General features: G+C 75.8%; 10 protein-coding genes. 7 read left to right on the top strand and 3 right to left on the bottom strand.

What is annotated here, in order from left to right; all coding sequences use genetic code 11:
- Positions 1–39 precede the first annotated feature (39 nt).
- A complete protein-coding gene (locus tag ACWDRR_RS25310) occupies positions 40–1509 on the bottom strand; it encodes a glutamate synthase subunit beta (protein ID WP_449774514.1) in 1470 nt (489 codons plus the stop codon).
- A gap of 325 nt (positions 1510–1834) precedes the next feature.
- On the opposite strand from ACWDRR_RS25310, the gene ACWDRR_RS25305 reads away from it, so the two are divergent.
- The 3 genes from ACWDRR_RS25305 to ACWDRR_RS25295 all read left to right on the top strand — a co-directional run bounded on the left by ACWDRR_RS25305 (position 1835) and on the right by ACWDRR_RS25295 (position 18046).
- Positions 1835–3118, top strand: coding sequence for an MFS transporter (locus ACWDRR_RS25305; RefSeq protein WP_449774492.1), 1284 nt, complete (start codon positions 1835–1837; stop codon positions 3116–3118).
- Positions 3119–3314: 196 nt separating this feature from the next.
- Positions 3315–16577 carry a MupA/Atu3671 family FMN-dependent luciferase-like monooxygenase gene (locus tag ACWDRR_RS25300; protein ID WP_449774491.1) on the top strand — a complete coding sequence of 4421 codons (13263 nt, stop codon included), beginning with the start codon at positions 3315–3317 and terminating at the stop codon, positions 16575–16577.
- Positions 16574–18046, top strand: a complete 1473-nt coding sequence (locus tag ACWDRR_RS25295; protein WP_449774490.1) for a condensation domain-containing protein — start codon at positions 16574–16576, stop codon at positions 18044–18046. The genes ACWDRR_RS25300 and ACWDRR_RS25295 overlap by 4 nt, the downstream gene beginning before the upstream one ends.
- A gap of 157 nt (positions 18047–18203) precedes the next feature.
- On the opposite strand, the gene ACWDRR_RS25290 is transcribed toward ACWDRR_RS25295, so the two are convergent.
- Complete coding sequence (locus tag ACWDRR_RS25290) at positions 18204–18503, bottom strand: YciI family protein (RefSeq protein WP_449774489.1); 300 nt, start codon at positions 18501–18503, stop codon at positions 18204–18206.
- Between the two features lie 148 nt (positions 18504–18651).
- Here ACWDRR_RS25290 and ACWDRR_RS25285 point away from each other — a divergent pair, with 148 nt between their 5' ends.
- The gene (locus ACWDRR_RS25285) at positions 18652–18963 is read left to right on the top strand and encodes a cupin domain-containing protein (RefSeq protein ID WP_449774488.1); all 312 of its coding nucleotides are present in this window, start codon (positions 18652–18654) and stop codon (positions 18961–18963) included.
- 68 nt (positions 18964–19031) lie between these two features.
- Here the strand turns inward: ACWDRR_RS25285 and ACWDRR_RS25280 are convergent, their stop codons facing one another.
- Complete coding sequence (locus ACWDRR_RS25280) at positions 19032–21131, bottom strand: SpoIIE family protein phosphatase (RefSeq protein ID WP_449774487.1); 2100 nt, start codon at positions 21129–21131, stop codon at positions 19032–19034.
- A 408-nt stretch (positions 21132–21539) separates the two neighbouring features.
- Here ACWDRR_RS25280 and ACWDRR_RS25275 point away from each other — a divergent pair, with 408 nt between their 5' ends.
- From ACWDRR_RS25275 to ACWDRR_RS25265, 3 genes are all read left to right on the top strand, one after another.
- Positions 21540–23381: a glycoside hydrolase family 15 protein gene (locus ACWDRR_RS25275; RefSeq protein ID WP_449774486.1), complete on the top strand. Its 1842-nt coding sequence runs from the start codon at positions 21540–21542 to the stop codon at positions 23379–23381.
- A complete protein-coding gene (locus ACWDRR_RS25270; RefSeq protein ID WP_449774485.1) occupies positions 23374–24795 on the top strand; it encodes an MFS transporter in 1422 nt (473 codons plus the stop codon). The genes ACWDRR_RS25275 and ACWDRR_RS25270 overlap by 8 nt, the downstream gene beginning before the upstream one ends.
- 279 nt (positions 24796–25074) lie before the next feature.
- Positions 25075–26592 (top strand): FAD-binding protein, encoded by a 1518-nt coding sequence (locus ACWDRR_RS25265; protein ID WP_449774484.1) that lies wholly within the window; start codon positions 25075–25077, stop codon positions 26590–26592.
- Positions 26593–26895: the final 303 nt, after the last annotated feature.

The following is a 26895-nucleotide window of genomic DNA, read 5'->3' as shown; positions in this document are numbered from 1 at the left end:
CGCCCTCCCCGCCCGCGCGCGCCACACCGGCGGCCCCGCTCAGACGGTGAGCGGGCCGTCGGACGGGGCGACCGGGGCGGGCAGCTCGGTGCGGCCGCGCAGGTAGCGGTCGACGGCGGCGGCCACCGCCCGGCCCTCGGCGATCGCCCAGACGATCAGCGACTGGCCGCGCCCGGCGTCTCCCGCGACGAACACGCCGTCCGCCCCGCCGGCGAACTCCTCGTCGCGGGTGAGGTTGCCCCGCGGGTCGACGGCGAGGCCCAGTTGGCCGACCAGGGCGCCGTTGTGACCGGGGCCGGAGAAGCCCAGGGCCAGCAGGGCCAGGTCGGCCGGCAGGGTCCGCTCGGTGCCGGGCCTGGGCCGGCGGTCGCCGCGGCCCGCCTCGGCGAAGCGGACGGCGGCCAGCCGTCCGTCCGCGTCCGCCTCGAACGCCACCGTGGTCGCCGCGAACACCCTGGGCTCGGCGGCCGGGCCGCCGGCCTCCTCGTGCGAGGTCGTCACCCGGTAGACCTTGGGGTGGACCGGCCAGGGCTGGCCGGCCGCGCGCCGCCCGGGCGGGCGGGGGTTGATGTCGAACTGGGTGACGGCCGCCGCCCGCTGGCGCAGGGCCGTGCCCAGGCAGTCGGCGGCGGTGTCACCGCCACCGACGATCACCACGTGGCGGCCCTCGGCGGACACCGGCGAGTCGGGGTAGTCGCCCTCGTCGACCCGGTTGGCGAGGGTGAGGTAGCTGATCGCCTGGTGCACACCGGCCAGCCGGCGGCCGGGCACCCGGAGGTCCCGGCAGTGCGTGGCGCCGACCGCGACCACCAGCGCGTCGCTGCGCGCACGGAGTTCGTCGGCGGGCAGGTCGCGGCCGACCGCGATCCCGGTGCGGAAGCCGGTGCCCTCGGCCCGCATCTGCTCGATCCGCCGGTCCAGGCGGTGCTTCTCCAGCCGGAACGGCGGTATGCCGTACCGCAGCAGCCCGCCGATCCGGTCGGCGCGCTCGTAGACCGTCGTGGTGTGGCCGGCCCGGGTGAGCTGCTGGGCGGCGGCCAGCCCGGCCGGGCCGGAGCCGACCACCGCCACCCGCAGACCGGTCAGCCGCTCGGGCGGCTGCGGCGCGTCGTAGCCGCTCTCCCAGGCCCGGTCGGCGATCGCCAGCTCCACGTTCTTGATCGTCACGGCCTCGGCGTCGATCGCCAGCACGCAGGCGCTCTCGCAGGGGGCGGGGCAGAGCCGGCCGGTGAACTCGGGGAAGTTGTTGGTGGCCAGCAGGCGTGCGGCGGCGGCCTGCCAGTCGTCGCGGGCGACCAGCGTGTTCCAGTCCGGGATCAGGTTGCCCAGCGGGCAGGCGTGGTGGCAGAAGGGCAGTCCGCAGTCCATGCAGCGGGCGGCCTGGTCGCCGATGACCGGCAGCAGCGCGCCCTCCCGGTAGACCTCGCGCCGGTCCCCCAGCCGCTCCTGCGGATCCCGGCGTTCGCGGGGGCGCCGGGGCGTGGTGAAGAAGGCCATGCGGTCGGCCAGGGGATCAGCCATCGCGGTTCTCCGGCGGGGCGTGCCAACGCGGGGCGGTGGCGCCGCCTCGACGCGCCCCGACGGACGCGCCTCCGCACTGCGCACCACCGTGTGGCCACCGTACGCCCGCGAACCGCCCGGCGACAGCGGCCGGAGGCACCGCGTGGGCCCGATCGGGCCGCCCCGCCGCCGGGGTGGCCGGAAGTGAACGTTCCGGTCCGATTTGACGGCGTACTGTCGTATGGTCTTAGCGCCGCAGGCGGTCGAACCCTTGATCCCGCCGACGGCGCCGCCCTAGGATCCAGATGAAATGTCACATGGCAATGGAGCCGTCGTGGGGGATCACACCGTTCCGAGCCGGGGTACCGCCACAAGCGCCCTGCCCAGGCCGTTCTACTGGCTCGCCGTCGGGGACGCCGTCTCCAGCTACGGCAGCCAGCTCAACATGGTCGCGCTCAGCCTCTTCGCCTACGAGGCCGCGGGCAACGCCCTCGGCACCGCCGGGTATCTGACGCTGCGCCTGCTCGGCGGCTTCGGCGCCGGCATGCTCGCCGGGCGCGTCGTCGGCCGGCTCGACCGCCGCCTGCTGATGGTCGGCTGCGCCTTCACCCAGGCCACCGGCCTGGTGGCGCTCGCGATCGTCCCCGACCACCTGCGGATCCCGGTGCTCTACCCGCTGGCCCTGCTCTTCGGCGCGGCCGGCACGCTCAGCGCCGTCGCACTGCGCAGCAGCGTGCCCGAGATGGTCGGCCCGGACCACCGGGCCCGGGCCAACGGCGTACTGGTGACCGGGCGTTCGACGGCGATGGTGCTCGGATTCGCCTCCGCCGGGGTACTGGTGGCCTGGGCCGGCTTCCACGCCGCGCTGCTCACCGACGCGGCCAGCTTCGTCGTGTTCGGCACGGTCGTGCTGCGGCTGCCGCTGCGCACCCGGGCCGAGCGCGACACCGGCCCGGAGCGGGCGGCCGCGGAGCCGGGCGGGCGCCTGGCCGGACTGGTGCTGCTGCGCACCCTGCCGGTGATCGGCGCGATGGTCGCCATCCGGCTGGTCGACGCCTTCGGCTCGGCCGCGCACAACATCGGCCTGCCGGTCTTCGCCACCCGGACGTCACCGGACAACCCGGCCGCGGTGCTGGGCCTGTTCTGGGCCACCTGGGCGGTCGGCAGCCTCGGCGCCCACCAACTGGTCTCCCGACTGCTGGTCAAACGCGGCCGGGAGCCCGGCGAACGGGCCTTCGCGGTGGGCACCGCGCTGATGTCGACCTGCTTCATCCTCGCCTTCACCGGGCTGCCGACCCCGCTCTTCCTGGTCGTCGCGCTCGGCGCCGGCCTCGCGGACGGCTTCACCGAGATCTCCTACACCACCCGGATCCAGGCCGTCGACGACGACCGGCGCGGCCAGGCGTTCGGGCTGGTGGCCAGTGCCGAGAGCCTCGGGATGGGCGTCGGCATGCTGCTCAGCGCCGGGCTGATGGAGCGGTTCAGCCCGCTCACGGTGGTCGGCTTCTCGCACGCCGTGCCGATCGCGCTGGCCGCCGGGTTCCTGCTGCTGGTGGGGGTCGGCGCCCGCCGGCGGCGGCGCGGACCGGCCGCGTTGCCCGTGCCCGCGGACCGCTAGCCGGCGCCCCTCCCCCTGCACTCCTGAAGCCTGCGGCGCGCCCACCCGGTGCCGCGCACCGCCTTCGTCCACCGCACCGCGCTCCCGCCTGCCGCAGCCCGGCCCGCCCGTCGTACCCGGCCCGCCCCCGCACCACCTCCGCTCCCGCTCGCCGTACCTCGTTCCCGCCCGCGAAGCCCAGGAAGGTACCACCCGTATGAGCGTCCACGGCCCCGCCCGCCCCCGACTCGACGTGGTGGAGGGCCGGTTGCTGCACCACGCCGGCCTGGCCGACTGCGCCCTCGTCCCCTGCGGCGGGCAGGACGGCGCCGAACTGATCGCCTACCTGGTGCCCGCCGACGACCGGGACCGGGCCGGCCTGCGCCGCTGGGCCGCCGCACAGCTGCTGGAGGACGCGCCCGGCGCCGAGGTCCGGCTGGTGGACGGCATACCGCGCACCGCCGACGGAGCGCCGGACGCCACCGCCCTGGCCGCCGCCCACCAGCCGCACGAGCACCCCCGGGCCGGCCGCCGGCACCTGAGCCAACTCTCGGCCCGGTGGCGCCCGTTCGGCGCCGCCGCAGCGCCCGCCACCGGGCCCGCGTCGGAGCCGCGGCCGGAGCCGCAGGCCGCGTCCGGCACGCCGGCCGTCGCCGTCGGGTCCCCTCCGGCGGCGCTGCCCGACGGCCCCGCCGACCTGCCCGACGCCCTGCTGCGCGCCGCCCGGCTCCACCCCGAACGCGGCCTGCACCTGGTGCGCGCCGACGGCACCACCGCCACCCTGCGCTACCCCGAGCTGCTGGACCGGGCCCTGCGGGTGCTCGGCACCCTGACCGCGGCGGGCCTCGGCCCGGGCGATCGAGCGATCCTCCAAGTCCCCGACCTGGAGCACTACTTCCCCGCGCTGTGGGCCTGCCTGCTGGGCGGCCTGCTGCCCGTCACGGTGGCCCGCCCACCCGGCTACGACCACCCGGGCCCGGTCCTGGAGAAGCTGGTCAACGCCTGGGAGACGCTGGAGCACCCGCCGGTGCTGGCCGCCGGTGAGGCGGTGGCCGGACTCGCGGGCATCGGCGCGCTCCACCCGCGGGCGGCCGGCATGCGGGTGGTGCCGGTCGACCGCTCCGCCGCGCAGCCGCCCGCCACACCGCACGGCGCGAGCGGGGACGTCGCGATCCTTCAGCTGTCCTCCGGCTCCACCGGGCGCTCCAAGGCCATCCAGGTCAGCCACCGGGGCATCCTGGAGTACGTCGCGGGGGCCTGCGAACAGGGCTACGCGCCCGGCGACGCGACCGTCAACTGGCTGCCGCTCGACCATGTCGCGGGCCTGCTGATGTTCCACCTGCGCGACGTCGTGGCGGCCTGCGACCAGACCCACATCCCCACCGAACTCGTCCTCACCGAGCCGCTGTTGTGGCTGGACACGCTGGAGCGCCGGCGCGCCGCGCACTCCTGGTCGCCCAACTTCGGCTACCGGCTGGTCGCCGAGGCGCTGCGGGCCGCCCCCGAGCGGCGCTGGGACCTCTCGGCCGTCAAGTCCCTGATCAACGCGGGCGAGCAGTGCACCGAGAGCGTCGCCGACGAGTTCCTGGCCCGGCTGGCCCCCTCCGGGCTGCGGCCCGAACACCTGCTGCTCGGCTGGGGCATGGCCGAGACCTGCACCGTCATCACCTACAAGCGCTACGGCGAGGCCGGCGCCGTCCAGGTCCTGGCCACCGACTCGCTCACCGGAGCCCTGCGGCCGCTGCCCGAGGGCTCGGCCGAGCCCGCCACCCGCTTCCTCTCGATGGGCCGGCCGGCCGCCGGGGCGCGGCTGCGGGTCGCCGACGACCGGGGCGCCGTCCTGCCCGAGCTGCGGATCGGACGCCTGCAGGTCTCCTCCGGCCGGGTCACCCCCGGCTACCTCAACAACCCCCGGGCGGACCGGGAATCCGCCACCGCCGACGGCTGGTTCGACACCGGGGACCTCGCCTACCTGCGCGACGGGGAGGTGATCCTCACCGGCCGCCGCAAGGAGATCATCATCATCAACGGCGTCCACCACTTCTGCCACGACCTGGAGGACGTGGTCTCCGCCGTCGACGGGGTGCTCTCCGGCCACGTCGCCGCGTGCGGCGTGCCCGACGAGCGCAGCGGCAGCGAGCAGTTGGCGGTCTTCCTGGTGACCGCCCCGGAGGCGGGCGAGCCGCACCGGGTGGCCGGCGCCGTGCGGGCCGCGCTGGCCGAGCGCTTCGGGCTCTCCGCCGCACTGGTGCTCCCGGTGCCCGCCGCCGACTTCCCCCGCACCACCAGCGGCAAGATCCAACGCACCGCGATCCGCGCCCGGCTGCTCGCCGGGGACCTCGACCCGCTGATCGCCCGGCTGGACCTCGCCGAGGGCAACGCCCGCACCCTGCCGGACATCGTGCGCCGCCCGGTCTGGGAGCCCCGGCCCGCGCCGGCCGCCCCCGCCCCGGTGCCGCCGGAGACCGTCCTGCTGCTCGGTCCCGTCGGGCCCGGCACGCTGTCGGACGCGCTCGCCGCCCTGCTGCCGGGCGCCGTCCAGGCCGCCCAGGCGGACTCCTACGCCCGGGTCGGCGACGGCTACGCGCTCGACCAGCGGCGCTCCGACGGCTGGCCTCGGCTGCTGGCCGACCTGGAGGCCGCCGGCCGCCGCCCGCGGCGGGTCCTGCACCTGTGGGCGCAGGCCACCGAGCCGGACGCGGCGCTGTGCGGCGAGGCCCTGCTCGGGCTGGCCCGCGCGCTCGCCCACCGCTACGGCGAGCGCGGACCGGGCGCCGTCGAACTCACCACCGTCAGCGCCGGCCTGCACACCCTCGCCGACGGCGACGTACCGCGCCCGGTCGCCGCGCTGACCGCCGCCCTCACCGCCGGGGTCCGGGCCGAGCAGCTGCTCGCCGGTGCCCGCCACCTCGACCTGCCCGCCGGGGCGCCGCCGGACCCGCAGGCCGTGCTGGCCTTCCTCGCCGACCCGCGGCGCGAGCCCGAGGCCGCCTGGCGCGACGGGCGCGCGTACGTGCCCCGGCTCGGCCCGCTCGCCCCGCCGGACGCCACCGCGCCGGCCTGCACGCTGCTCTCCCCCGGCGCCCGCTGGCTGGTGACCGGCGGGCTGGGCGGGCTCGCCGGCGAGCTGCTCCCGGAGCTGCTCCGCCGGCACGGCCCGCACCTGCTGCTGGTCGGGCGCACCGACCCGTACGCGGACGGGCCGGCGGCGGCCCACCGGCGCGCCGCACTGGAACGGCTGGTCCGGGCCGGCGGCCGGGTCGAGTACCGGACGGCGGACGTGACCGACCGCGCCGCCCTGACGGCCGCCGTGGCCGAGGCCGAACAGGCCTGGGGCGCACCGCTGGAGGGCGTCCTGCACCTGGCCGGCGACTACCGGATCGGCCTGCTGGAGGAGCTCGGCCCCGAGCAGTGGCAGCAGGCCGTCCGGGCCAAGACCGCGGGCACCGACGCGCTGGCCGAGCTGGTGGCGGCCCGCCCCGGCGCCCAGTTCGTCGGCTACTCCTCGATGATCGGTTTCCAGGAGGTGGTCGGCTCGGCCGGGTACGCGGCCGCCAACCGCTATCTGGAGGCGGCCGCGGAGCGGCTGCGCCGGGAGCACCGGGTGCCCGCCTGGACGGTCTCCTGGGGCCTGTGGCGCGGGGTCGGGATGAACCGGGAGACCGCCCACGACGAGGCCGCCGCCGAGCGCGGGATCGCCGTGTTCGACGCCGCGCAGGGCCGGCAGCTGGCCACCGCGCTGCTGGCGGCCCCGCCCGGTCACTACTACGCCGGCCCCGACACCACCCGCCCCGCCGCCCGCCGCCGGATGCTGGCGGGCGAGCCGCGGCTGCTGGCCGAGGCGGACGAGCCGCCCGCCACCGGGGCGGCCCGCCGGCCCGTCGCGGCGGCGCCCGCGCCGACCGAGCTGCGCCGGGCCGTGCTGGACACCTTCGAAGCCGTCCTCGGCGAGCCGGTCGACCCCGACCGGGCCTTCCACGAACTCGGCCTCGGATCGGTGCAGTTGATGCGGGTCCACGCCGCACTCACGGCCGGTCCCGCGCCGGGGCTCGGGCCGACCGCACTGTTCCGCCACCCCACCGTGGACGCGCTGGCGGCCCACCTGGCCGGCGGCCCGGAGGAGCGGGTGCGCACCGCGCCCGACACCGCGCAGGTGGTGCCCGCCGACCGGCGGGTGGCGGTGATCGGCCTGGCCCTGCGCCTGCCCGGCGCGGACACCCCCGAGCAGTACTGGCGCAACATCGTGGACGGCGTGGTCAGCACCACCCGGTACACCCCCGAGCAGCTCGCCGCCGCCGGCATCCGGCCCGAGGAGTACACCCACCCGGACTTCGTCCCGGTCACCGCACCGATCGCCGACATCGGCCACTTCGACGCCGAGGCCTTCGGGATCAGCGCCGCCGAGGCCGCCCTGATGGACCCCCAGCAGCGGCTGCTGCTGGAGACCTGCGCCCGCGCCCTGGACGACGGCGGCTACGGCGACACCGCGCCCGACACCCGGGTCGGGGTCTTCGCCGGCACCGGAATGACGCTGTACTCGCTGCGCACCTACCTCCAGCACGCCGTCGGCACGGCCGCCGACCCGGCGCGGCCGGTGGAGGCGCTGCAGGTCGCGATCGGCAACCAGGCCGACTTCGCCGCCACCCGGGTCGCCTACCGGCTCGGCCTCACCGGCCCCGCCGTCGGCGTGCAGACCGCCTGCTCCACCTCGCTGGTCGCCGTGCACCTGGCCGTCCAGTCCCTGCTGACCGGGGACAGCGACCTCGCCCTCGCGGGCGCCGCCGCCCTGCACATCCCGCAGGCCGCCGGCTACCGCTACCAGGAGGGCTCGATCCTGGCGCCCGACGGCGTCTGCCGGGCCTTCGACGAGCGGGCCGGCGGCACCGTCGGCGGCAACGGCGTCGCCGCCGTCCTGCTCAAGCGCCTCGACCGGGCGCTGGCCGACGGCGACACGGTACACGCCGTCATCCTCGGCTCCGCCGTCAACAACGACGGTGCGGGCAAGGTCGGTTACACCGCGCCCAGCCTGGACGGCCAGGCCGCCGTGGTCGGCCGTGCCCTGGACGTGGCGGGCGTGCCGGCCGACAGCATCGGCTACATCGAGGCGCACGGCACCGGCACCCCGCTCGGCGACCCGATCGAGGTCCAGGCCCTCACCCGCGCCTTCCGGGCCCGCACCGAGGCGGTGGGCTTCTGCGCCCTCGGCTCGGTCAAGCCGAACATCGGCCACCTGGACACCTGCGCCGGGATGGCGGGCCTGATCAAGGCCGTCCTCGCGCTGCGCCACCGGACGATCCCGCCACTGGCCCACCTGACCCGGCCCAACCCGGCGCTCGGCCTGGACGGCAGCCCCTTCGTGCTCCCCACCGGGCTCACGGACTGGGCCGCCGGGGATTCCCCGCGCCGGGCCGGGGTCAGCGCGCTGGGCGTCGGCGGCACCAACGCCCACCTCGTCCTGGAGGAGGCGCCGGCCGCCCGGGCGGACGGACCGGCCGCCGCCGACGCCCTTGAGCCGCCGGTCGCCCTGCTGCCGCTGTCCGCCCGCAGCCCGCAGGCACTGACCGGGCTCGCGGCCGCCGTGCTCGACCGGCTGCGCGGCGAGGCGCCGCCCCGCCCGGCCGACCTGCTGCTCACCCTCGGCGCGGGCCGCCGCCCGCTGCGCCACCGGCTCGTCGCCACCGGCTCCGGGCCCGCCGAACTCGCCGAGACGCTCGCCGCGTTCGTCGCCGGGCGCACCTCCGGCCCGGCGCACTCGGCACGCGACGCCGGGCGCGGCACAGCGGCGCCCGTCCTGCTGTACACCGGGCAGGGCGCGCAGTACCGGGGCATGGCCGCCGGGCTGTACCAGGCGTACCCGGTGTTCCGGGAGGTGCTGGACACCTGCGACCGGCTGCACCGCGAAGCCTGGGGGGAGGCGCTGCTGCCCCTGCTGCTGGAACCGGCCCCCGACGGCGAGGAGCCGGCCTGGAGCACCGAGGCCGCGCAACCGGCGCTGTTCGCCGTACAAGCCGCGTACACCGCGCTCTGGGAGGAGTTCGGGCTGCGGCCGGCCGCGGTGGCGGGGCACAGCGCGGGCGAGTACGCGGCGGCCTACGCGGCCGGGGCGTTCTCACTCGCCGACGGGCTCTTCCTGGCGGGGGTGCGCGGGCGGCTGATGCACCGCTCGACCGAGCCCGGGGCGATGACGGTGGCCACCGCGTCCGCCGAACGGCTGGGCGCGCTCGCCGAGTGGCTGCCCGGGGTGGACCTGGCCGTGGTCAACGGCTCCGGGCAGTGCGTGCTGGCCGGGCGGCCCGGGGACGTGGCCGCGGCGGAGGCGGTCCTGGCCCTGGAGGGCGTGGAGACCGAGCGGCTGGCCGCCGACCGGGCGTTCCACTCCCGGCTGATGGAGCCGGTGCTGGAGCCCTTCCGGGCCCGGCTGGAACAGCTCGCCCTGCGCCCGCTGCGGCTACCGCTGGTGAGCAACCTCGACGGCGTGGTGCTGGCCCCCGGCACCGTGCCCGAGCCCGGGCACTTCGTCCGCCAGACCCGGGAGACCGCGCGCTTCGACCGGGTGCTCGCCACGCTGGACGGGCTCGGCCACGGCCTGTTCCTGGAGGTCGGTCCGCACCACACGCTGAGCGGGCTGGGCCGGCGCGAACTCGCGCGGGCGGTGTTCGTGCCGAGCGGCCGGCGCGGACGCGGGCCGGAGCGCCAACTGCTCACCGCACTCGGCACGCTGTGGACGCACGGGGTGCCGGTGGACTGGGCGGCGGCCGCGGCCGCCCGGCACCGGCCGGACGGCGCCGCGCGGCGCGTACCGCTGCCGGGCCGGCCGTTCCAGCGCACGTACCACTGGTTCACGCCGCCCGGGAGCGACGCCGGGCCCGTACCGCCGCCCGTGACCGGAGCCCACCCGGGCGCCGCGGCCGCACCCGTAGCCGTAGCCGAACCTGACCGCACTGTTCTGGAGGAGCACGTCATGACCGACACCCCCACGCCGGACCCGGTGGAGCAGGCGGCCGGCCTGGTCCTGAGCCGGGTCGTGGCGCAGACCGCGCGTCAGCTCGGCGTCGCCGAGGAGGCGGTGGGTGCCGAGGATCCGTTCTTCGACCTCGGGGCCGACTCGCTGTCGATGATCAACATGATCCGGGACCTGGAGCGGGCCTTCGGGGTACGGGTCCCGATGCGTGAGCTGTTCGAGGACGCGGACACCCCGGCGCGGCTGGCCGGGCTGATCGCGGGGCGGATGAGTGCCGAGGCGCTGGCGGGCCTGGTGCCCGCGCCCGAGGCGGTGCCGGTTCCGGTGCCTGCTGCGGTACCCGCTGAGGTTGCGGCCGCGGTTCCGGCTGTCACGATGGCGCCGACCGTACCCGAGCCGGTCGCCGTGCCCGCACCGGCGCCGGTCCAGCCGGCCGCCCTCGGCCCGGCCCCCGTCGGCCCGCCGGCCGTGCCCGCCGCCCCGGTCCCGGTGGCACCGCCGGCCGCCGTGGCCCCTGCCGCCGCGTCGGCGCCGGGCGGGGCCGGTGCGGTGATCGAGCGCCAGCTCGCCCTGATGAGCCAGTTCTCCCAGCTGATGACCGACCAGCTCGGCCTGCTCGCCGGCACCCCCGCCGCACCGGCCCTCCCCGCCGCGCAGGCCCTGCCCGCCGCGCCTGCACGGCCCGCCGCTGTGACGGCACAGCCCGTCCCGGCGCAGCCCGCACCGGCCCACACCGCTCCCGCCCACGCCGCACCGGCCCACGCCGCTCCAGCCCACGCCGCCCCCGCGCCGCAGGTGCACGGCCCGCGCGTCACGGTGTCCCGGGACTCCGGGATGTCCGGCGGCGGCCTGACCGGTGAACAGCGCGCCCACCTGGACGAGTTGGTCGAGCGGTTCACCGCCCGCACCGCCGCCTCCAAGGCCCTCACCCAGCGCCACCGCCGGGTGCTCGCCGACAGCCGGGCCGTGGTCGGGTTCCGTTCGGCGACCAAGGAGATGCTCTACCCGCTCGCGGCCCGCCGGGCGCAGGGCTCGCGCCTGGAGGACGTCGACGGCAACTCCTACGTCGACATCACGATGGGCTTCGGGGTGCTGCTCTTCGGCCATGAGCCCGCCTTCGTCCAGGAGGCCGTCCGCGAGCACCTGGCCGGCGGGCTGCGGCTGGGCCCGCGCGGCGAGGAGACCGGCGAGGCCGCCGAGCTGCTGGCGGAGCTGACCGGCACCGAGCGCGTCGCGTTCGCCAACTCCGGGACGGAGGCCAACGCCGGGGCGATCCGGCTGGCCCGGGCGTACACCGGGCGGGACAAGATCGTGATGTTCGAGGGCTCGTACCACGGGCACTTCGACCACACGCTGGGCCGCCCGGTGGGCCACGGGGCCGAGCGCGAGACGGTACCGGTGTCGATCGGCATCCCCGGCAGCGCGGTCGCCGACCTGGTCGTCCTCCCCTACGGGGACCCGGAGAGCCTGCGGGTCATCGACGAGCTGGGCGACCGGATCGCCGCCGTGCTCGTCGAGCCGGTGCAGAGCCGCCACCCCTCCCGGCAGCCGGCCGAGTTCGTGCGCGAGCTGCGCGAGCTCACCACGCGCCGCGGCATCGTGCTGGTCTTCGACGAGATGCTCACCGGCTTCCGCCCGCACCTGCGCGGTGCCCGCGGCTTCTGGGGTGTGGAGCCCGACCTGTCGACGTACGGCAAGGTGCTCGGCGGCGGCTTCCCGATCGGCGCCATCGCGGGGCGGGCCGCCGTGATGGACGGCATCGACGGCGGCTTCTGGCAGTACGGGGACGCCAGTTACCCGCCGAACGACACCACCTTCTTCGGCGGCACCTACATCCAGCACCCGCTGTCGATGGCCGCCTGCCGCGCCGTGCTGCGGCACTTCAAGGAGCAGGGGCCGGCCCTGCAGGAGCGGCTGAACGCCCGCACCGGGGAGCTGGCCGCCTCCCTCAACGGCTTCTTCGAGGAGGAGGAGTTCCCGCTGCGGCTGGCGCACTTCGGCTCGCTCTTCCGCTTCGAGCCGCGCGCCGACATGGAGCTGCTCTTCCACCACCTGCTGGTCAAGGGCGTCTACGTCTGGGAGTGGCGCAACTTCTTCCTCTCCACCGCGCACTCCGACGGCGACATCGAGTTCGTGGCCGACGCCGTCCGATCGTCCCTGCGGGACATGCGGCGCGGCGGCTTCTTCCCCTCCACCCGCTTCCCCTCCACCCACTTCCCCTCCACCCGCCCGGTCGCCGTCCCGGCCGTCCCCGCGCCGCGCCGCGAACTGCCGCTGCCGGCAGCGCAGTCGGAGCCGCAGGCTCCGACACCGGAACCCGCACCCGCCGGTGACCCGGACCGCAAGGTCGACTTCAGCCTCTACTTCTTCGGCGACTACCCGCTCGACACCCGGCCCGAGGACCGCTACCGGATCGTCCTGGAGAGCGCCCGGTTCGCCGACCGCAACGGCTTCCACGCCGTCTGGCTGCCCGAACGGCACTTCCACTCCTTCGGCGGCATCTTCCCCAACCCCTCGGTGCTGGCCGCCGCCCTCGCCCGGGAGACCGAGCGCGTCCGGCTGAACGCGGGCTGCGCCGTACTGCCGCTGCACCACCCCGTCCGGGTCGCCGAGGAGTGGTCGGTGGTCGACAACCTGTCCGGCGGGCGGGTGGGCCTGGGCTGCGCCAGCGGCTGGCACCCCAACGACTTCCTCTTCTTCCCCGACCGCTACGGCACCCACAAGCAGCTGATGCACCAGCAGGTCGACACGATCCGGGCGCTGTGGCGCGGCGAGCCCTACCGGGGCCGCAGCGGCAACGGCGAGGAGATCGAGGTGCACCTGCACCCGCGGCCGCTCCAGGAGCTGCCGCCGATGTACACGGCGATCGTCGGCAACCCGGACAGCTTCCGCGAGGCCGCCCGCCACGACCTCGGCGTGATCACCAACCTGATGACCCAGAGCGTCGAGGAGCTGGCCGCCAACGTCGCCCTCTACCGGCGCACCCGGGCCGAGCACGGCCTGGACCCGGAGGCCGGACGCGTGGTCGTGCTGGTGCACACCTACCTCGGCGCCGACCTCGCCACCGCCCGCGAGCAGGCCTACCGCCCGTTCTGCGGCTACCTGCGCTCCTCGCTCTCCCTCTTCGGACAGGTCGCCAACAGCCTCGGCCTCACGCTGGACTACGAGAACACCCCGGAGGAGGACCTGGAGTTCGTCCTGGAGCGCGCCTACGAGCGGTACTGCGCCTCGCGCGCGCTGATCGGCACCCCCGAGAGCGTGCAGGACGTGCTGGACTCGCTGCGTGCCGCCGGCGCCGACGAGATCGCCGCCTTCGTCGACTTCGGCCTCGCCCCCGACCTGGTCGCCGCCGCGCTGCCGCACCTGGACGAGCTGCGCCGCACCGCGCAGCAGCCGCGCGAGCGGCGCGCCCCGCTGTCGTACGCCCAGCAGCGGATGTGGTTCCTGCACCGGATGCTGCCCGACAGCTCCCGCTACAACGAGGTCAAGGCCATCGCCCTGGACGGGCCGCTCGACCACCGCGCCCTGGCCGGCGCCCTGCACGCCCTGGCCGAACGGCACCCGGCGCTGCGCACCGTCTTCCGCGAGCAGGACGGCGAGCCGTACCAGGTGGTGCTGCCGGCCGCCGGCACTCCGCTGGTGGCCGAGGACGTCCCGGCCGGCCGGGACGGCGAGGAGGCCGTCCGCGCGCTGGTCGCCGAGGAGGGCGCCCACCGCTTCGACCTGGCCGCCGGACCGCTGCTGCGCACCCGGCTGCTGCGCCTGGGCGGGGAGCGGCATGTGCTCGTCCTCGCCATGCACCACATCGTCATCGACACCCTCTCCGCCGTGGTGATCACCCGTGAGCTGGGCGAGCTCTACCGGGCCGTGCGGTCCGGCCGCCGCCCCGAGCTCCCGCAGCTGCCCACCAGCTACGCCGAGTTCGCGGCCCGGGAGCGGGCGCTGGTGGCCGAGGGCGCGCACGCCGCGAGCCTGGAGCACTGGCGGACGGTCCTCGGTGGCGAGCTGCCGGTGCTGGCCCTGCCCACCGACCGGCCGCGCCCGGCGCTGCCGGACGGCCGGGGCCGCGCCTTCGTCCACCTGCTCGACGGCGAACTCTCCGCCCGGGTGCGGGAACTGGCCCGCTCCCGGCGCTCCACCCTGTTCATGGTCCTGCTCACCGCCTTCGCCGGCGTGCTGCACCGCTTCAGCGGCCAGGACGAGATCGTGCTCGGCACGCCCGTCGCCAACCGCGACGAGGGCACCGAGGACCTGGTCGGGTTCTTCGTCAACACCCTCGCCCTGCGCCTCGACCTGTCCGGGGAGCCGGACTTCGAGCGGCTGCTCGCCCGGGTGCGGAACACCGCGCTGGACGCCTACGAGCACCAGCGGCTCCCGTTCGAGGTGCTGGTGCAGGAGTTGAACCCGACCCGCGACACCAGCCGCAACCCGCTCTTCCAGGTGATGGTGGAGTTCGAGAACCACGCACTGTTCGAACTCGACCTGCCGGGCGTCGAGGCCCGCCCGCTGGACGACGTCGTCGACAAGGCCGGCTTCGACCTCACCCTCTTCCTCACCAACCTGCCCGAGGGCATCCGCTGCCACGTCGAGTACGCCACCGCGCTGTTCGACCGGGAGACCGTCGAGCGCCTGCTGACCGCCTTCGAGCAGCTGCTCGCCGCCGCCGTCGCCGACCCCGCCCGGCCGGTGGCCGCGCTGCTGCCCGGTGGCCGCGGGACGGCCACCCCCGCCCTGCCCGGCACCGCACCGCTGCGCGAGCGGCTGGCCCGCACGGCCGCCGAACACCCCGACCGCACCGCCGTCCTCACCCCGGCCGGCGTTTCCGTCAGCTACCGCGAGATCACCGACCGGACCGAACAGTTGGCGGCGCGCCTGGCCGCCGCCGGGGTCACCGCCGGCACCCCCGTCGCGACCCTGCTGCCCCGCTCCACCGACCAGGTCGCCGCGCTGCTCGCCGTGATCCGGCTGGGCGCCGTCCACGTGCCGATCGACCCGGTGCACGGCGCCGAGCGCTGCCGGCTGATCGCCGCCGACAGCGGCGCGCCGCTCCTGCTCACCCGCACCGGCACCGACCGCCTCGGCATCGCCCTGCCCGTCGTCCTGGCCGACGACGACAGCCCGGTGCCGCCCGCACCGGCCGCCGTCGACCCCGACCCCGAGTCGCCCGCGTACTGCCTCTACACCTCCGGCACCACCGGCCGGCCCAAGGGCGTCCTGATGCCCTACCGCGGCCTGCAGTCGCTGGTCGACTGGAACACCGACCAGCACGGCCCGCTGCGCACCCTGCAGTACGCCTCCTGCGGGTTCGACGTCTCCGTCCAGGAGGTCCTCACCGCCCTGGCCGGCGGCGGCACGCTCGTCCTCGTCGACGAGGAGACCCGCTACGACGCCCGCGCGCTGGCCGAGTACCTCCGGCGCACCCGCACCGAGCGCATCCACCTCCCCCAGACCACGCTGGCCAGCCTGCTCGGCGCCCTCGCCGAGGCCCCGGTGCCCGACCTGCGCGAGATCGTCTCCGGCGGCGAGCAGTTGCTGCTCACCCCGGCGCTGCGCGCGTTCCTGCGGGAGAACCCGCAGTGCCGGCTGTTCAACCACTACGGGCCCACCGAGACCCATGCGATGACCAGCATCGAACTGTCCGCCGACGGCCCCGACCACGCCCCGATCGGCCGCCCGGTGCCGGGCAGCCGCGTCCAGCTGCTCGACCCGCTCGGCCGTGCGGTGCCGGACGGCGCGGCGGGCGAGATCCACATCCTCGGCGACGCGGTCGGCCTCGGCTACCTGAACCGCCCCGAGGAGACCGCCGCCGTCTTCGTCGCCACCTCGGAGGGCCTGCGCTACCGGACCGGCGACCTGGGCCGGCTGCGGCCCGACGGCACGCTGGACTTCCTCGGCCGGATCGACGAGCAGGTGAAGATCCGCGGCTACCGGATCGAACCCGGCGAGGTGGAGAACGTGCTGCGCGCCCTGCCCGGGGTGCGGGCCGCCGCCGTCGCCGCCCTGCACGGCCCGCAGGGCACCGCGCTCGCCGCGTACGTCGTGCTCGCCCCGGCCGGGGACACCGCCGGGAGCACGGAGGGCGGGTCCGCCTCCGACGCCGGCCTCGCCCAGCTGCGCGACGAGCTCGCCGACCGGCTGCCCGAGCACATGGTGCCCCGGCTCTGGGCCCGCGTCGAACACGTACCGCTGACCCGCAACGGCAAGCTGGACCGCGCCGCGCTGCCGCCGGCCGGACCGATCGGGGCCGCCGCCGAGACGGCCCCCGCCGACGCCCTGGAACAGCTCCTCCAGCAGCTCTGGGCCAAGGAGTTGGACGTCCCCGCGCCGGGCGTGGAGACCTCCTTCTTCGACCTGGGCGGGCACTCGCTGGCCGCCACCCGGCTGCTCAACCTGGTCCGCGAGGAGGCCGGCCTGGAGATCGGCATCCTCGACTTCTTCCGCCGCCCCACCATCCGCGGCATGGCCGACCGCGCCCGCACCGCCGAGCCGGCCGAGACCTTCGAGCGGGGGACGCTGTGACCACCACGCCCGCCGGACCCGCCGTGACCGACGGCTGGCAGCGGCTCGTCCGGCTGCTGGACGAGCGGGAGGTCGTGCTCTCCACCGAGGGCGACCGGCTCGAGTACCTCGCGCCGCCCGGGGCGATGGACGCCGACCTCGTCGCCCTGGTCAAGGGGGAACGGCAGCGCCTGCTGGCCACCCTGACCGGTGACGGCGCCGCCGAGGCCGCCGCGCCGGCCGGCATCGCGCAGGCCCGGATGCACCGCAGCCACGGCCGGGTGGCCGACCCGAGCCTGTGGAACATCACCCAGCGGATCACCCTGCGCGGTCCGCTCGACCCCGCCCGCCTGCAACGGGCCCTGACCGCGCTGACGGCCCGCCACCGCAGCCTGCGCACCCGCTACACGCCGACCGACCTCGGCCTGCTCCAGCAGGTCCTGCCCGCCCCCGGGGCCCTGCCACTGCCGGTCGTCGCGGTGGGCGACGACGGCGCGGCGGTGGCCGCCGCCACCCGCGCGGAGGCCGCCACCGCGTTCGACCTCGACGCACCGCCCCTGCTGCGGGCCCGGCTGCTGCGGGTGGCCCCCGAGCACCACGTCCTGCTGCTGACGGTCCATCACATCGTGCTGGACGGCTGGTCGCTGGCCACCCTGCTGGCGGACCTCGGCGCGCTGTACGGGGACCACCTGGCCGTCCTGCCCGAGCCCGGCTCGATGACCGAACACGCCTGCTGGGAGCGGACGGTGGTGACCCGCGAGGCGGTGCGCCGGGCCACCGCCCGCTACGCCGAGCGCCTCACCGGGCTGCCGCTCACCGTGCCGCTGCCCACCGACCGGCCCCGCCCGGAGCGGCGCTCCGGGCACGGCGGCGTGCTGCACTTCGCGCTGACGCCCGAGCTCACCGCGGCGCTGAACCGGTGCGCGGCCCGCCGCTCGACCACCCCGGCGGCCGTGGTGCTGGCCGCCCTGGGCGATCTGCTGGGCGAACTCACCGGCGACGACGAGACCTTGGTGATGCTCTCGACCGCCAACCGGCGGCGCCGGGAGCACGAGCGGCTGGTCGGACTGCTGACCACCAACCTGCCGGTCCGGCTGCCCGGCCGCGCGCCGGGCGGCTTCGCCGCGCTGATCGACCGGGCGGGCGAGGCCCTGGCGACCACGCTCGACCAGGCGGACATCCCGTTCGGCCTGGTCACGGAGGATCTTCGGGCGCTGGGGCTGGCCCTCCCGCCGTCCTTCCCGCAGGTGCTGCTCGCCGTGCAGACCACCCCGGCGCCGGTCCTGGAGCTGACCGGCCTGGACGTCGTGGTCGAGGACGTCCCCGGCAGCAGCGCCCGGTCGGACCTGCTGCTGATGCTCACCCCCGAGGGGGGCGGCCTGGCCGGCCTGGCCGAGTACGACGCCGACCTCTTCGACGGGGCCACCGTCCGCGGCTGGCTGGACCGCCTGGTGCGGCGGCTGGCCGAAGAGGTGCCGCCCCTGGCGTGACGCCCGCCGAGGTCCGGCCCCGGTGCGGGTCCGGACCTCGGCGGGGTGACGCCCGGGCGCGGTCACCGGGGCCGCGCGAGCATCACCCGAACGAGGACGCCGCCCGCGACGCGCCTGCCCGCCCCGCGCGGTCCCGGGGCGGGCGGCCGTCGTGGGATCAGGCGGGCAACTGCTGGCGGTAGGCGTCCAGCGCGGGCGCGGTGGTGGTCGCGAGGAACTCGGTGACGGTGTACTCGACCAGGCCGGCCCGGCTGAACGGGTCGGTCCGGGCTATCTCCTCGACGGCCGCCCGGTCCGGGGCCACGGCGATGATCACACCGCCGTCGCGGGGGACCTTGCGGCCCGAGGCGAGGAAGGTCCCGGCCTCGTAGTGCTCCTTCAGCCACTCCACGTGCTCCGGGAGCACGGCGTCGATACGGTCCAGGGGCGCGGTGTAGGTCAACTCGAGAACGAACATGCGTCCCAGGCTAGTCCCCGCCCCCGAGGGACCGTCAGCTGCCCGGAGATTTTGCCGAACGGTCGACCAACGGGCCCCGCGCCCCCGATAGCGTGCGGACATCCCATTGACCACGGGCGCGGGCAGACCGCGCCGGAAGAGGTGTGCCATGAACCGGATCGACGTCCCCGCGACCGCCGCCGCCCTGCCGCAGGCCTGGCACTCGCGCGTCCTGGGCCGGGTGGGCACCGCCGCCGTCAAGGTGCTGCGGATGGACGGACTGCCGCTCGCGGAGGAGCGGCACGAGCACGCCGAGGCGCTGCTCGTCCTGGACGGCCGGATGGACCTGCTGGTCGCGGGCGCCGCCGTCCCCCTCGGCCCCGGTGAGCTGTACGTGGTGGCGGCCGGCGTCCCGCACGCCGTGGCGGCGGGCAGCCGGGGCACGCTCGTGATCGTGGAGGTGGACGAGGACGCCTCCTGACCGGGCGGCCGGTGCGGGCCCGCACCCCGGTCTCGTCCGGACCTCGTGCCGCCCCCGACGGGGTCCAATCAGCCGGGCGGCGTCGGGAGCCGCTGCTCGGTCCAGAGGGTCTTGCCGTCGGCCGTGAAGCGGGTGCCCCAGAGCTGCGCGAGCTGGGAGACGATGAACAGCCCGCGCCCGCCCTCGTCGACCGTGTGGGCATGGCGCAGGTGCGGCGCGGCCGGGCTGCTGTCGCTGACCTCGCAGGTGAGCATCCGGTCGTTGATCATCCGCAGTTCCAGCGGCGGCTCTCCGTAGCGGACCGCGTTGGTGACCAGTTCGCTGACGATGAGCTCGGTGTTGAAGGCCGTCTCCTCGTCCACCCGCCAGGCCTCCAGCCGGGCCCGGACGTGCCGCCGGGCGGTGGCGGCGGCCGTCGGCGCGGCCTCCAGCGGCCAGACGGCGACCCGGTCGGCGGGAAAGGCGCGGGTGCGGGCGAGGAGCAGGATCGTCTCGCGCTCCCGATCGCTCGTGCGGAGCCGGTAGAGGATGTCGTCGCACAGGTCCCGCAGCGGCCGGTCGGCGCCGGCGCGTACCCCCCGGAGGGCCTCGGGGAGGTCGGCCCGATCCTCGGCGGCGTCCGGAACGCCGGCCAGGAACAGGACGCTGCCCTCCGGAAGCTCGAAGGTCGCGGCGGCGAACGGAGTGCTGTCCGCCCCGCCGAGCGGCGGACCGCCGGGGATGTCGGGGACGTCGACGCCACCGTCGGGACGGATGACCACGGGCCCCGGAAGAGCGCCGGCCCGCGCCGCCGTGCAGCGGCGGGTCAGCGGGTCGTGGACGACGTACAGGCAGCTCGCCGCCAGCGCCTCGCGGTGCAGCGGGTCGGTCGGGGGGAGCGAGGCCCGTTCGGCGGCCAGGAAGCGGGACGCGTCGTGCAGGCGTGCCAGCAGCTCGTCGGGTTCGAGGTCGAAGGCGGCCAGCGAATGGATGACCGTGCGCAGCTGTCCCATGGCGGCGGTGGCGTTGATGCCCGTCCCGGCGACGTCGCCGACGACCAGGGCGGTACGGGCACTGGACAGCGCGATGGTGTCGTACCACCCGCCGCTGCCCGAGGGGCTCAAGGGCGCGACGGCGGTCTCCAGGGCGGTGTGCGAGACCAGGCGCCGGGGCAGCAGATGACGCTCCAGCGTCGCCGCGACGGCGTGCTCGCGCGTGTAGCGGTGGGCGTTGTCGATGCACAGTGCGGCGTGGTCGGCGAGTTGGCGCACCACCGCGAGGTCGTCCTCGCGGAACGCGGGCGTCGGCGCGGTGCGGTAGAGGCTGACCAGGCCGAGCACGGTGCCGCGCAGGGCGAGTGGCGCGGTGATCAGCGTGTGGGCGCCGGAGGTGCGGATCGCCTCGGCGCGCGCCGGGGCGGCCGCCAGCCAGGCCACGTCCCCGCCGAGGGTGACCCTCCGGGGCTCCAGGTCCGCCAGGGACAGGGCGAACGGGGTCGGCGCGGGGAGGGCGCGGACGTCGCCGACCGGGTACGCCTGCGGCTGCTGCCCGTCCGCGCCGCTGCGGAACGCGACGCGGCGCAGCGGGACGTCGTTGGGGAGCGGGGCGAACGGCGGGTCCTCGCCGCGCACCACCGCGTCCACCACCTCCACGACCGCGATGTCCGCGAACCCGGGCACCAGCACGTCCACCAGCTCCTGGCAGGTCACCACGGTGTCGAGGGTCCGTCCCACGCTCCGGTGGACGGCTTCCAGCAGCGCCATGCCGGCGCGGGTCCGCTCGCGGTCCGTGACGTCGACCACCGAGATGGCGAGTCCGAGGGCCCGGCCCTCGCGGTCGGCGAGCCGGAAGGCCGAGATCGAGTGGAGGTGCTCGTCCTCCGGGGCCTGCCGCGGGTGGACCCGGATGATGCGGTCCAGGACGGGGACGCCGGTCTCCAGCACACCGCGGGCGACGGCCTCCGCCTCGACCGGGTCGGCCAGGTGGTACACCTCGGTGAAGCGGCGGCCGAGGAGGTCCTCCACGCGGACGCCCCGCATGGCGGGCGTGGCCGTGTTGATCCGGACGACCCGCAGCTCGGTGTCCAGCACGTGCAGACCCACCGGCGACAGGGTGAGCAGGGCGTCCAGCAGTGCCCGCTCGGCGTCGTTCGCCGCTGCCGGACCTCCGTCGTGCTCGCCTCGCGTCACCGACGTCACCTCCCGGGGTGGGCTCCGGGCTCGCCGACAGCCGAGGGCCCTCGCTCCAAGGTGTATCGCCCCGCACCGGACTCCGCGAGTCGCCCGGCCGGCGGCGACCGCGGCCGCACCGGTCGCGGCGGCGCGGTCGGGAGGTGTCCGGCGGGGCCGTCCGCCGAACGGCCGCCGGGAGCGGCCACGCCCCCGCGCGTCCGACCTGCTCCGGTGCGACCGTGGTGGGAGACGTACGACCGCGGCCGAGGACGGGCTTCACGCGGCCGGCACCGCGTCCGTCGCGCGGCACGGGCCGTGGCCCGGTCGGTCCGCCGTGCGGGAGCGGCCCGACGCGGGCCTTCCGGCACGGCCGGCCCCGGCACGACGCCGCGGGCGGTCCCGGTCGATCGAACGAAGGAGTCCTCCATGAGTGCCTACCCGGCGATCGCCGATCACGGGATCATCGGCGACCTCCAGACCGCCGCGCTCGTCTCCTCCGACGGGACGATCGACTGGTGGTGCGCACCGCGGTTCGACTCCCCCAGCATGTTCGCCTCCCTGCTCGACAGCGAACGCGGTGGATACTGCCGGCTGTCCGCCCACCTCCCGGGCGGGCGGGAGCCGGTGGTCCGCCAGCTCTACCTCGCCGACACCGCCGTCCTGGTCACCCGCTTCATGGCACCGGGCGGCGTCGGCGAGGTCGCCGACTTCATGAGCCCCCTGGTCACCGGTTCCCCGACGGAGCGGCACCGCCTGGTCAGGCTGGTGCGGGTGGTACGGGGCAGCCTCGACTTCCGCCTCACCTGCCGGCCGCGGTTCGACTACGGACGCGCCTCGCACGACCTCGAACGGACCGGCGAGGCGGCGGCGGTCTTCCGGGGGCCCGGCACCGATCTGCACCTGCAGGTCACCGGCCCGTTCGTGCTCCACCCCGATGACGACGACCTCACCGCCCGCTGCACCCTCTCCGCGGGGGAGACCGCCGCCGTGGTCCTGACCAGCGACGCGAGCGGGGCCGCCGCACCCACCCCGGTGTCCGCCGAGGACATCCGGGCGGAGGTCGAGGCGTGCCGGAGGTACTGGCACCGGTGGCTGCGCACCTCGACCTACCGCGGGCGGTGGCGCGACATCGTCAACCGGTCGGCCATCACCCTCAAACTGCTCACCTACGCGCCCACCGGCGCGCCCATCGCCGCCGCCACCATGGGGCTGCCCGAGCAGGTCGGCGGCGAGCGCAACTGGGACTACCGCTACACCTGGATCCGCGACTCCTCCCTGGTCGTCAGGGCCCTGTCCGACCTCGGCTTCACCGCGGAGGCGGCGGCCTTCCGCCGCTGGCTGCGCGCGCGCCTCGACGCCGGCGGCACCGCGTCCGGCGAGCCGCTGCAGATCATGTACCGCATCGACGGGGACCCCCACCTGACCGAGGAGGTCCTGGACCACCTGGAGGGCTACGAAGGGTCGGCCCCGGTCCGGGCGGGCAACGCGGCCGCCGACCAGATCCAGCTCGACATCTACGGCGAGGCCGCGGACGCCCTGGCGCAAGCCGGTGAGATGGGCGGGATCCGCGGCTGGAAGACGTTCGCCGACGTCCTGGACTGGCTCGCCGACCACTGGGACCGGCCCGACGAGGGAATCTGGGAGACCCGCGGCGGGCAGCAGGAGTTCACCTACAGCCGCCTGATGACCTGGGTCGCCTTCGACCGGGGCGTCAGGCTGGCCACCGCCTACTCCCGGCCCGCCGACACCGCCCGCTGGACGCGGGAGCGCGACGCCGTCTTCCGGCAGATCGTCGAGCGCGGCTGGAACGAGCGGCGGCAGGCCTTCGTCCAGCACTACGCCACGGACGTCCTGGACGCCTCCCTGCTGCTCATGCCCCGGGTCGGATTCCTCTCGCCCACCGACCCGGCCTGGCTCAGCACGCTGGACGCCATGGAACAGGAGCTGGTCAGCGACAGCCTCGTCTACCGGTACAACCCCGAGGCCTCGCCGGACGGGCTGCGCGGATCCGAGGGCACGTTCAACCTCTGCAGCTTCCTGTACGTCGAAGCGCTGGCCCGCTCGGGCAGGCTGCACCAGGCCCGCTACGCCTTCGACAAGATGCTGACCTACGCCAACCACGTCGGCCTGTTCGCCGAGGAGATCGGCCCCTCCGGGGAGCAGATCGGCAACTTCCCCCAGGCGTTCACGCACCTGGCGCTGGTCGCCGCGGCGATCGCCCTCGACGAGGAACTCGACCGGGCGGAACCCGGCGGCAGCGATGAGTGACACCGCCCCGGCCGCACGAACACCCGCCGCCGCGCGGCGGATCATCGCCCCGCTCGCCCTCGCCCAGTTCATCTGCAGCTTCGCCGGCTCGAACATGAACGTGATGATCAACGACATCAGCGAGGACCTCGACACCACCGTGCAGGGCGTGCAGGTCGCGATCACCGTCTTCCTGCTGGTGATGGCCGCCCTGATGATCCCCGGCGGCAAACTGACCGACCGCTACGGCCGCAAGCGCTGCCTGCTGGTCGGCCTCGTCGTGTACGGCGTCGGCGCGCTGCTGAGCGCCGCCGCGCCGGGCCTGGGCGTCCTCATCCTGGGCAACTCGATCCTCGAAGGCGTCGGAACGGCACTGCTCATCCCGCCCGTCTACATCCTCACCACGCTGTTCTTCACGGAGACGACCTCGCGCGCCCGCGCGTTCGGGACGATCATGGCGCTCGGAGGCATCGGCGCGGCGGCCGGCCCGCTGATCGGCGGGCTCATCACCTCGGCGCTCAGCTGGCGGGCCGCGTTCGTGTTCCAGGCCCTGGTGATCGTCGTGATCGTCATCCTGATCCGCCGGATCGACGACCCCCTTCCGCCCGACCCGACCCGCCCGTTCGACACCGTCGGCACCGTCCTGTCCGCCGCCGGGCTGGTCCTGGTCGTCACCGGCATCCTGGCCGCCGACGACAACGGCTGGCTGATGCTCGCCCTGCTCGCCCTCGGCGCGCTCTTCCTGGTGGGCTTCTTCCGGTGGGTCCGCGCCAGGGAGCGGGCGGGCAAGGAGCCGCTCCTGTCCACCAGCCTGTTCCGCAGCCGCACCTCCAACCTCGGGCTGGTCACCCAGAACACCCAGTGGCTGCTCCTGATGGGCGTGTCCTTCACGGTGGCCTCCTACCTCCAGGTCGTCCGCGGCTACGACGCGATCCAGACCGGCGTGATCTTCACCGCGGCCACCCTCGGCATCCTCGTCTCCTCGCTCGCCGCCGAACGCCTTGCCGAGCGGCGCCCGCAGCGCACCCTCATCCTGGCGGGATTCGCCGGCACGATCGTGGGCATCGTCGTCCTCGTCCTGGTGGTCGGCGGCTCGCCCAGCCCCTGGGCCTTCGCCCCCGGACTCCTCCTGATCGGCCTCGGCCTCGGCGTGATGCTCACCCCCTCGGTCAACATCGTCCAGTCGAGCTTCGCGGAGGAGCAGCAGGGCGAGATCTCGGGCCTGTCCCGCAGCGTCTCGAACCTCGGGTCCTCCCTCGGCACGGCGGTCGCCGGCACCATCCTCGTCGCCGGTCTCACCAGCCACGCCTACGCCGCCGCGATGATCACCCTGGCGGCCGTCGGACTCATCGGCCTCGCCGCCGCCGCGCTCCTGCCGCGCACCCCGGCACCCGCCGGTCGGCGGGGCGGGTCCGACCGGGCGGCGGAAGGCTAGCCCACCGGCCGGGGCAACCGGCCGAACCGCCTTGCCCCTCTTCCCGCACCGACGATCGCATCGAGCACAGTGCTCCGCTCCCCGACCGGCATCGCCGAGGGAGCGTGGCCGGCCCGGGCCCGCCGCCACCTCCGGCAGCGCGTCCGGGCCCCTTCATGCCCGGCGGTTCCCGCCGGCCCGCACCCCGGTCGCGCCGCCTCCGACCAAGGGGGATTGCGCGTGTACGTGCTGACTGCGGTACAACACTGCTCATATGACGATTGATCGGAGAAATCTGTAATGAGCAAGTCAGCTCTGCCCCGCCGCGGTCTGCTCGTCGGCACGGCGGCCACGGTCATCGGGTGGAACACCGCCGGCCGCAGCTGGGCCGTCGCCGCCGACCCGGGCGCCACCACCACCGGCGGGGTCGCGGCCGCGCCGGACGTGGTGGCCGCGCTGCCCCGGCTGGACGGCACCCTGGTCACCGACCCCGGCACGCTCACCCGGTTCGCCGGTGACTTCGGGCACCTGGTGACCGCCGCGCCACGGGCCGTGCTGCGGCCCGGCTCGGTACGCGACGTGGCCGAGGTCGTCGGCTTCGCCCACCGGCACCGGATCCCGGTCGCCGTGAACGGCCAGAGCGGCGGCGGCGAGACGGCGGAGCTGGAGTCGCACTCCAACTACGGGCAGGCCGCCGCACCCGGCGGCATCGCCGTCGACGCCCGCGGTCTGGACCGCATCATCGCCATCACCCCCGGCCGGGCCGTCGTCGAGGCCGGCGTCACCTGGGCGCAGCTGACCGACGCCGCGCTCGCCCGGGGCTGGATGCCGCCGTGCCTGACGGACTACCTGCACCTGTCCGTCGGCGGCACGCTGAGCGTGGGCGGGATCGGCTCGGGAGTGCAGCGGCACGGCCTGCAGGCCGACACCGTCGAATCGGTCGACGTGGTCACCGGCACCGGCCGGCTCCTCACCGCCTCGCCCACCAGCAACCGCCAGCTGTTCGAGGCCGTGCTGGCCGGCGGCGGCCAGGCCGGCATCATCGTCCGCGCCACCCTGCGCCTCGTGCCGGCCCGCGAGCGCGCCCTGGTGTTCACCCTGTTCTACGACGACCTCGCCGCCTACCTCAGCGACCAGGAACGGCTCCTGGCCGAGCGCCGCTTCGACCTCCAGGCCGGCGAGGTGGTGCGCAACGCCGAGGGCAGCGCCTGGCGGTACAAGATCGAGACCGTTGCCCACTACGACGGCGCCACGCCCCCGGACCGGGCCGCCCTGCTGCGCGGACTGCGCTGCATACCCGCCGAGACCACCGTCACCGACCAGAGCGCCCGCGACTACGCCTTCCGTGTCGACGGCTTCGCCGCCTATCTGAAGGCCACCGGCCTCTGGACGCAGCCCAAGCCCTGGCTCAGCCTCTTCCTCCCCGCCTCCACCGCGCGGACCTTCGTCCGTGAGGCCACCGCGCTGCTCACCCCCGCGGACCTCGGCGCCGGGATCCTGCTGCTCTACCCCTACACCACCACCACCCTGACCCGCCCGCTGGCCGTGATGCCGGACGAGCCGGTGGGCTGGCACTTCGACCTGCTGTCCTTCCCCGCCCCCGGCGCCGACACCGCCGCCATGCTCCGCCGCAACCGGCACCTCTACGAGCGCGCCGTCGCCCTCGGCGGCAAGCGCTACCTGATCGGCGCGATCCCCGGCATGACGCCCGCGGACTGGCGCCGCCACTACGGCGCGCAGTGGCAGGCGGCGACCGCCGCGAAGCACCGGTACGACCCGGCCGGCATCCTGACCCCCGGCCAGGGCATCCACGCCTGATCGGCCGGTCGGGCCCGGCCCCGCCCACTGCGGGCGGGGCCGGGCGGCCCTGTCCCATCGCCGGTCTCGCCACCCGCGGACCGGGCCCGTCGTGTGGTCGGCCCGGAGCGCACGGCACCTGTCCCGCCGGACGGATCAGGGGTGATGCGGCCGGGGCGGCGGGTCATCCGTTGGACGGTGTCGGTGGGGGGCCGGGGAGCCCGGGAGGCCGGCGCGGAGGGCGGCAGGGCGTCGCTGCCGCCCAGCGGCGCACAGGTCCCTCGCCGGCGCCGCGCCGCGTTCCCGCCGCGTTCCCGCCGCGGC

The sequence above is a fragment of the Kitasatospora sp. NPDC003701 genome, assembly GCF_053587085.1.
Note: the sequence above shows the minus strand (reverse complement) of the source record. Positions and strands in the feature narration are given on the sequence as shown.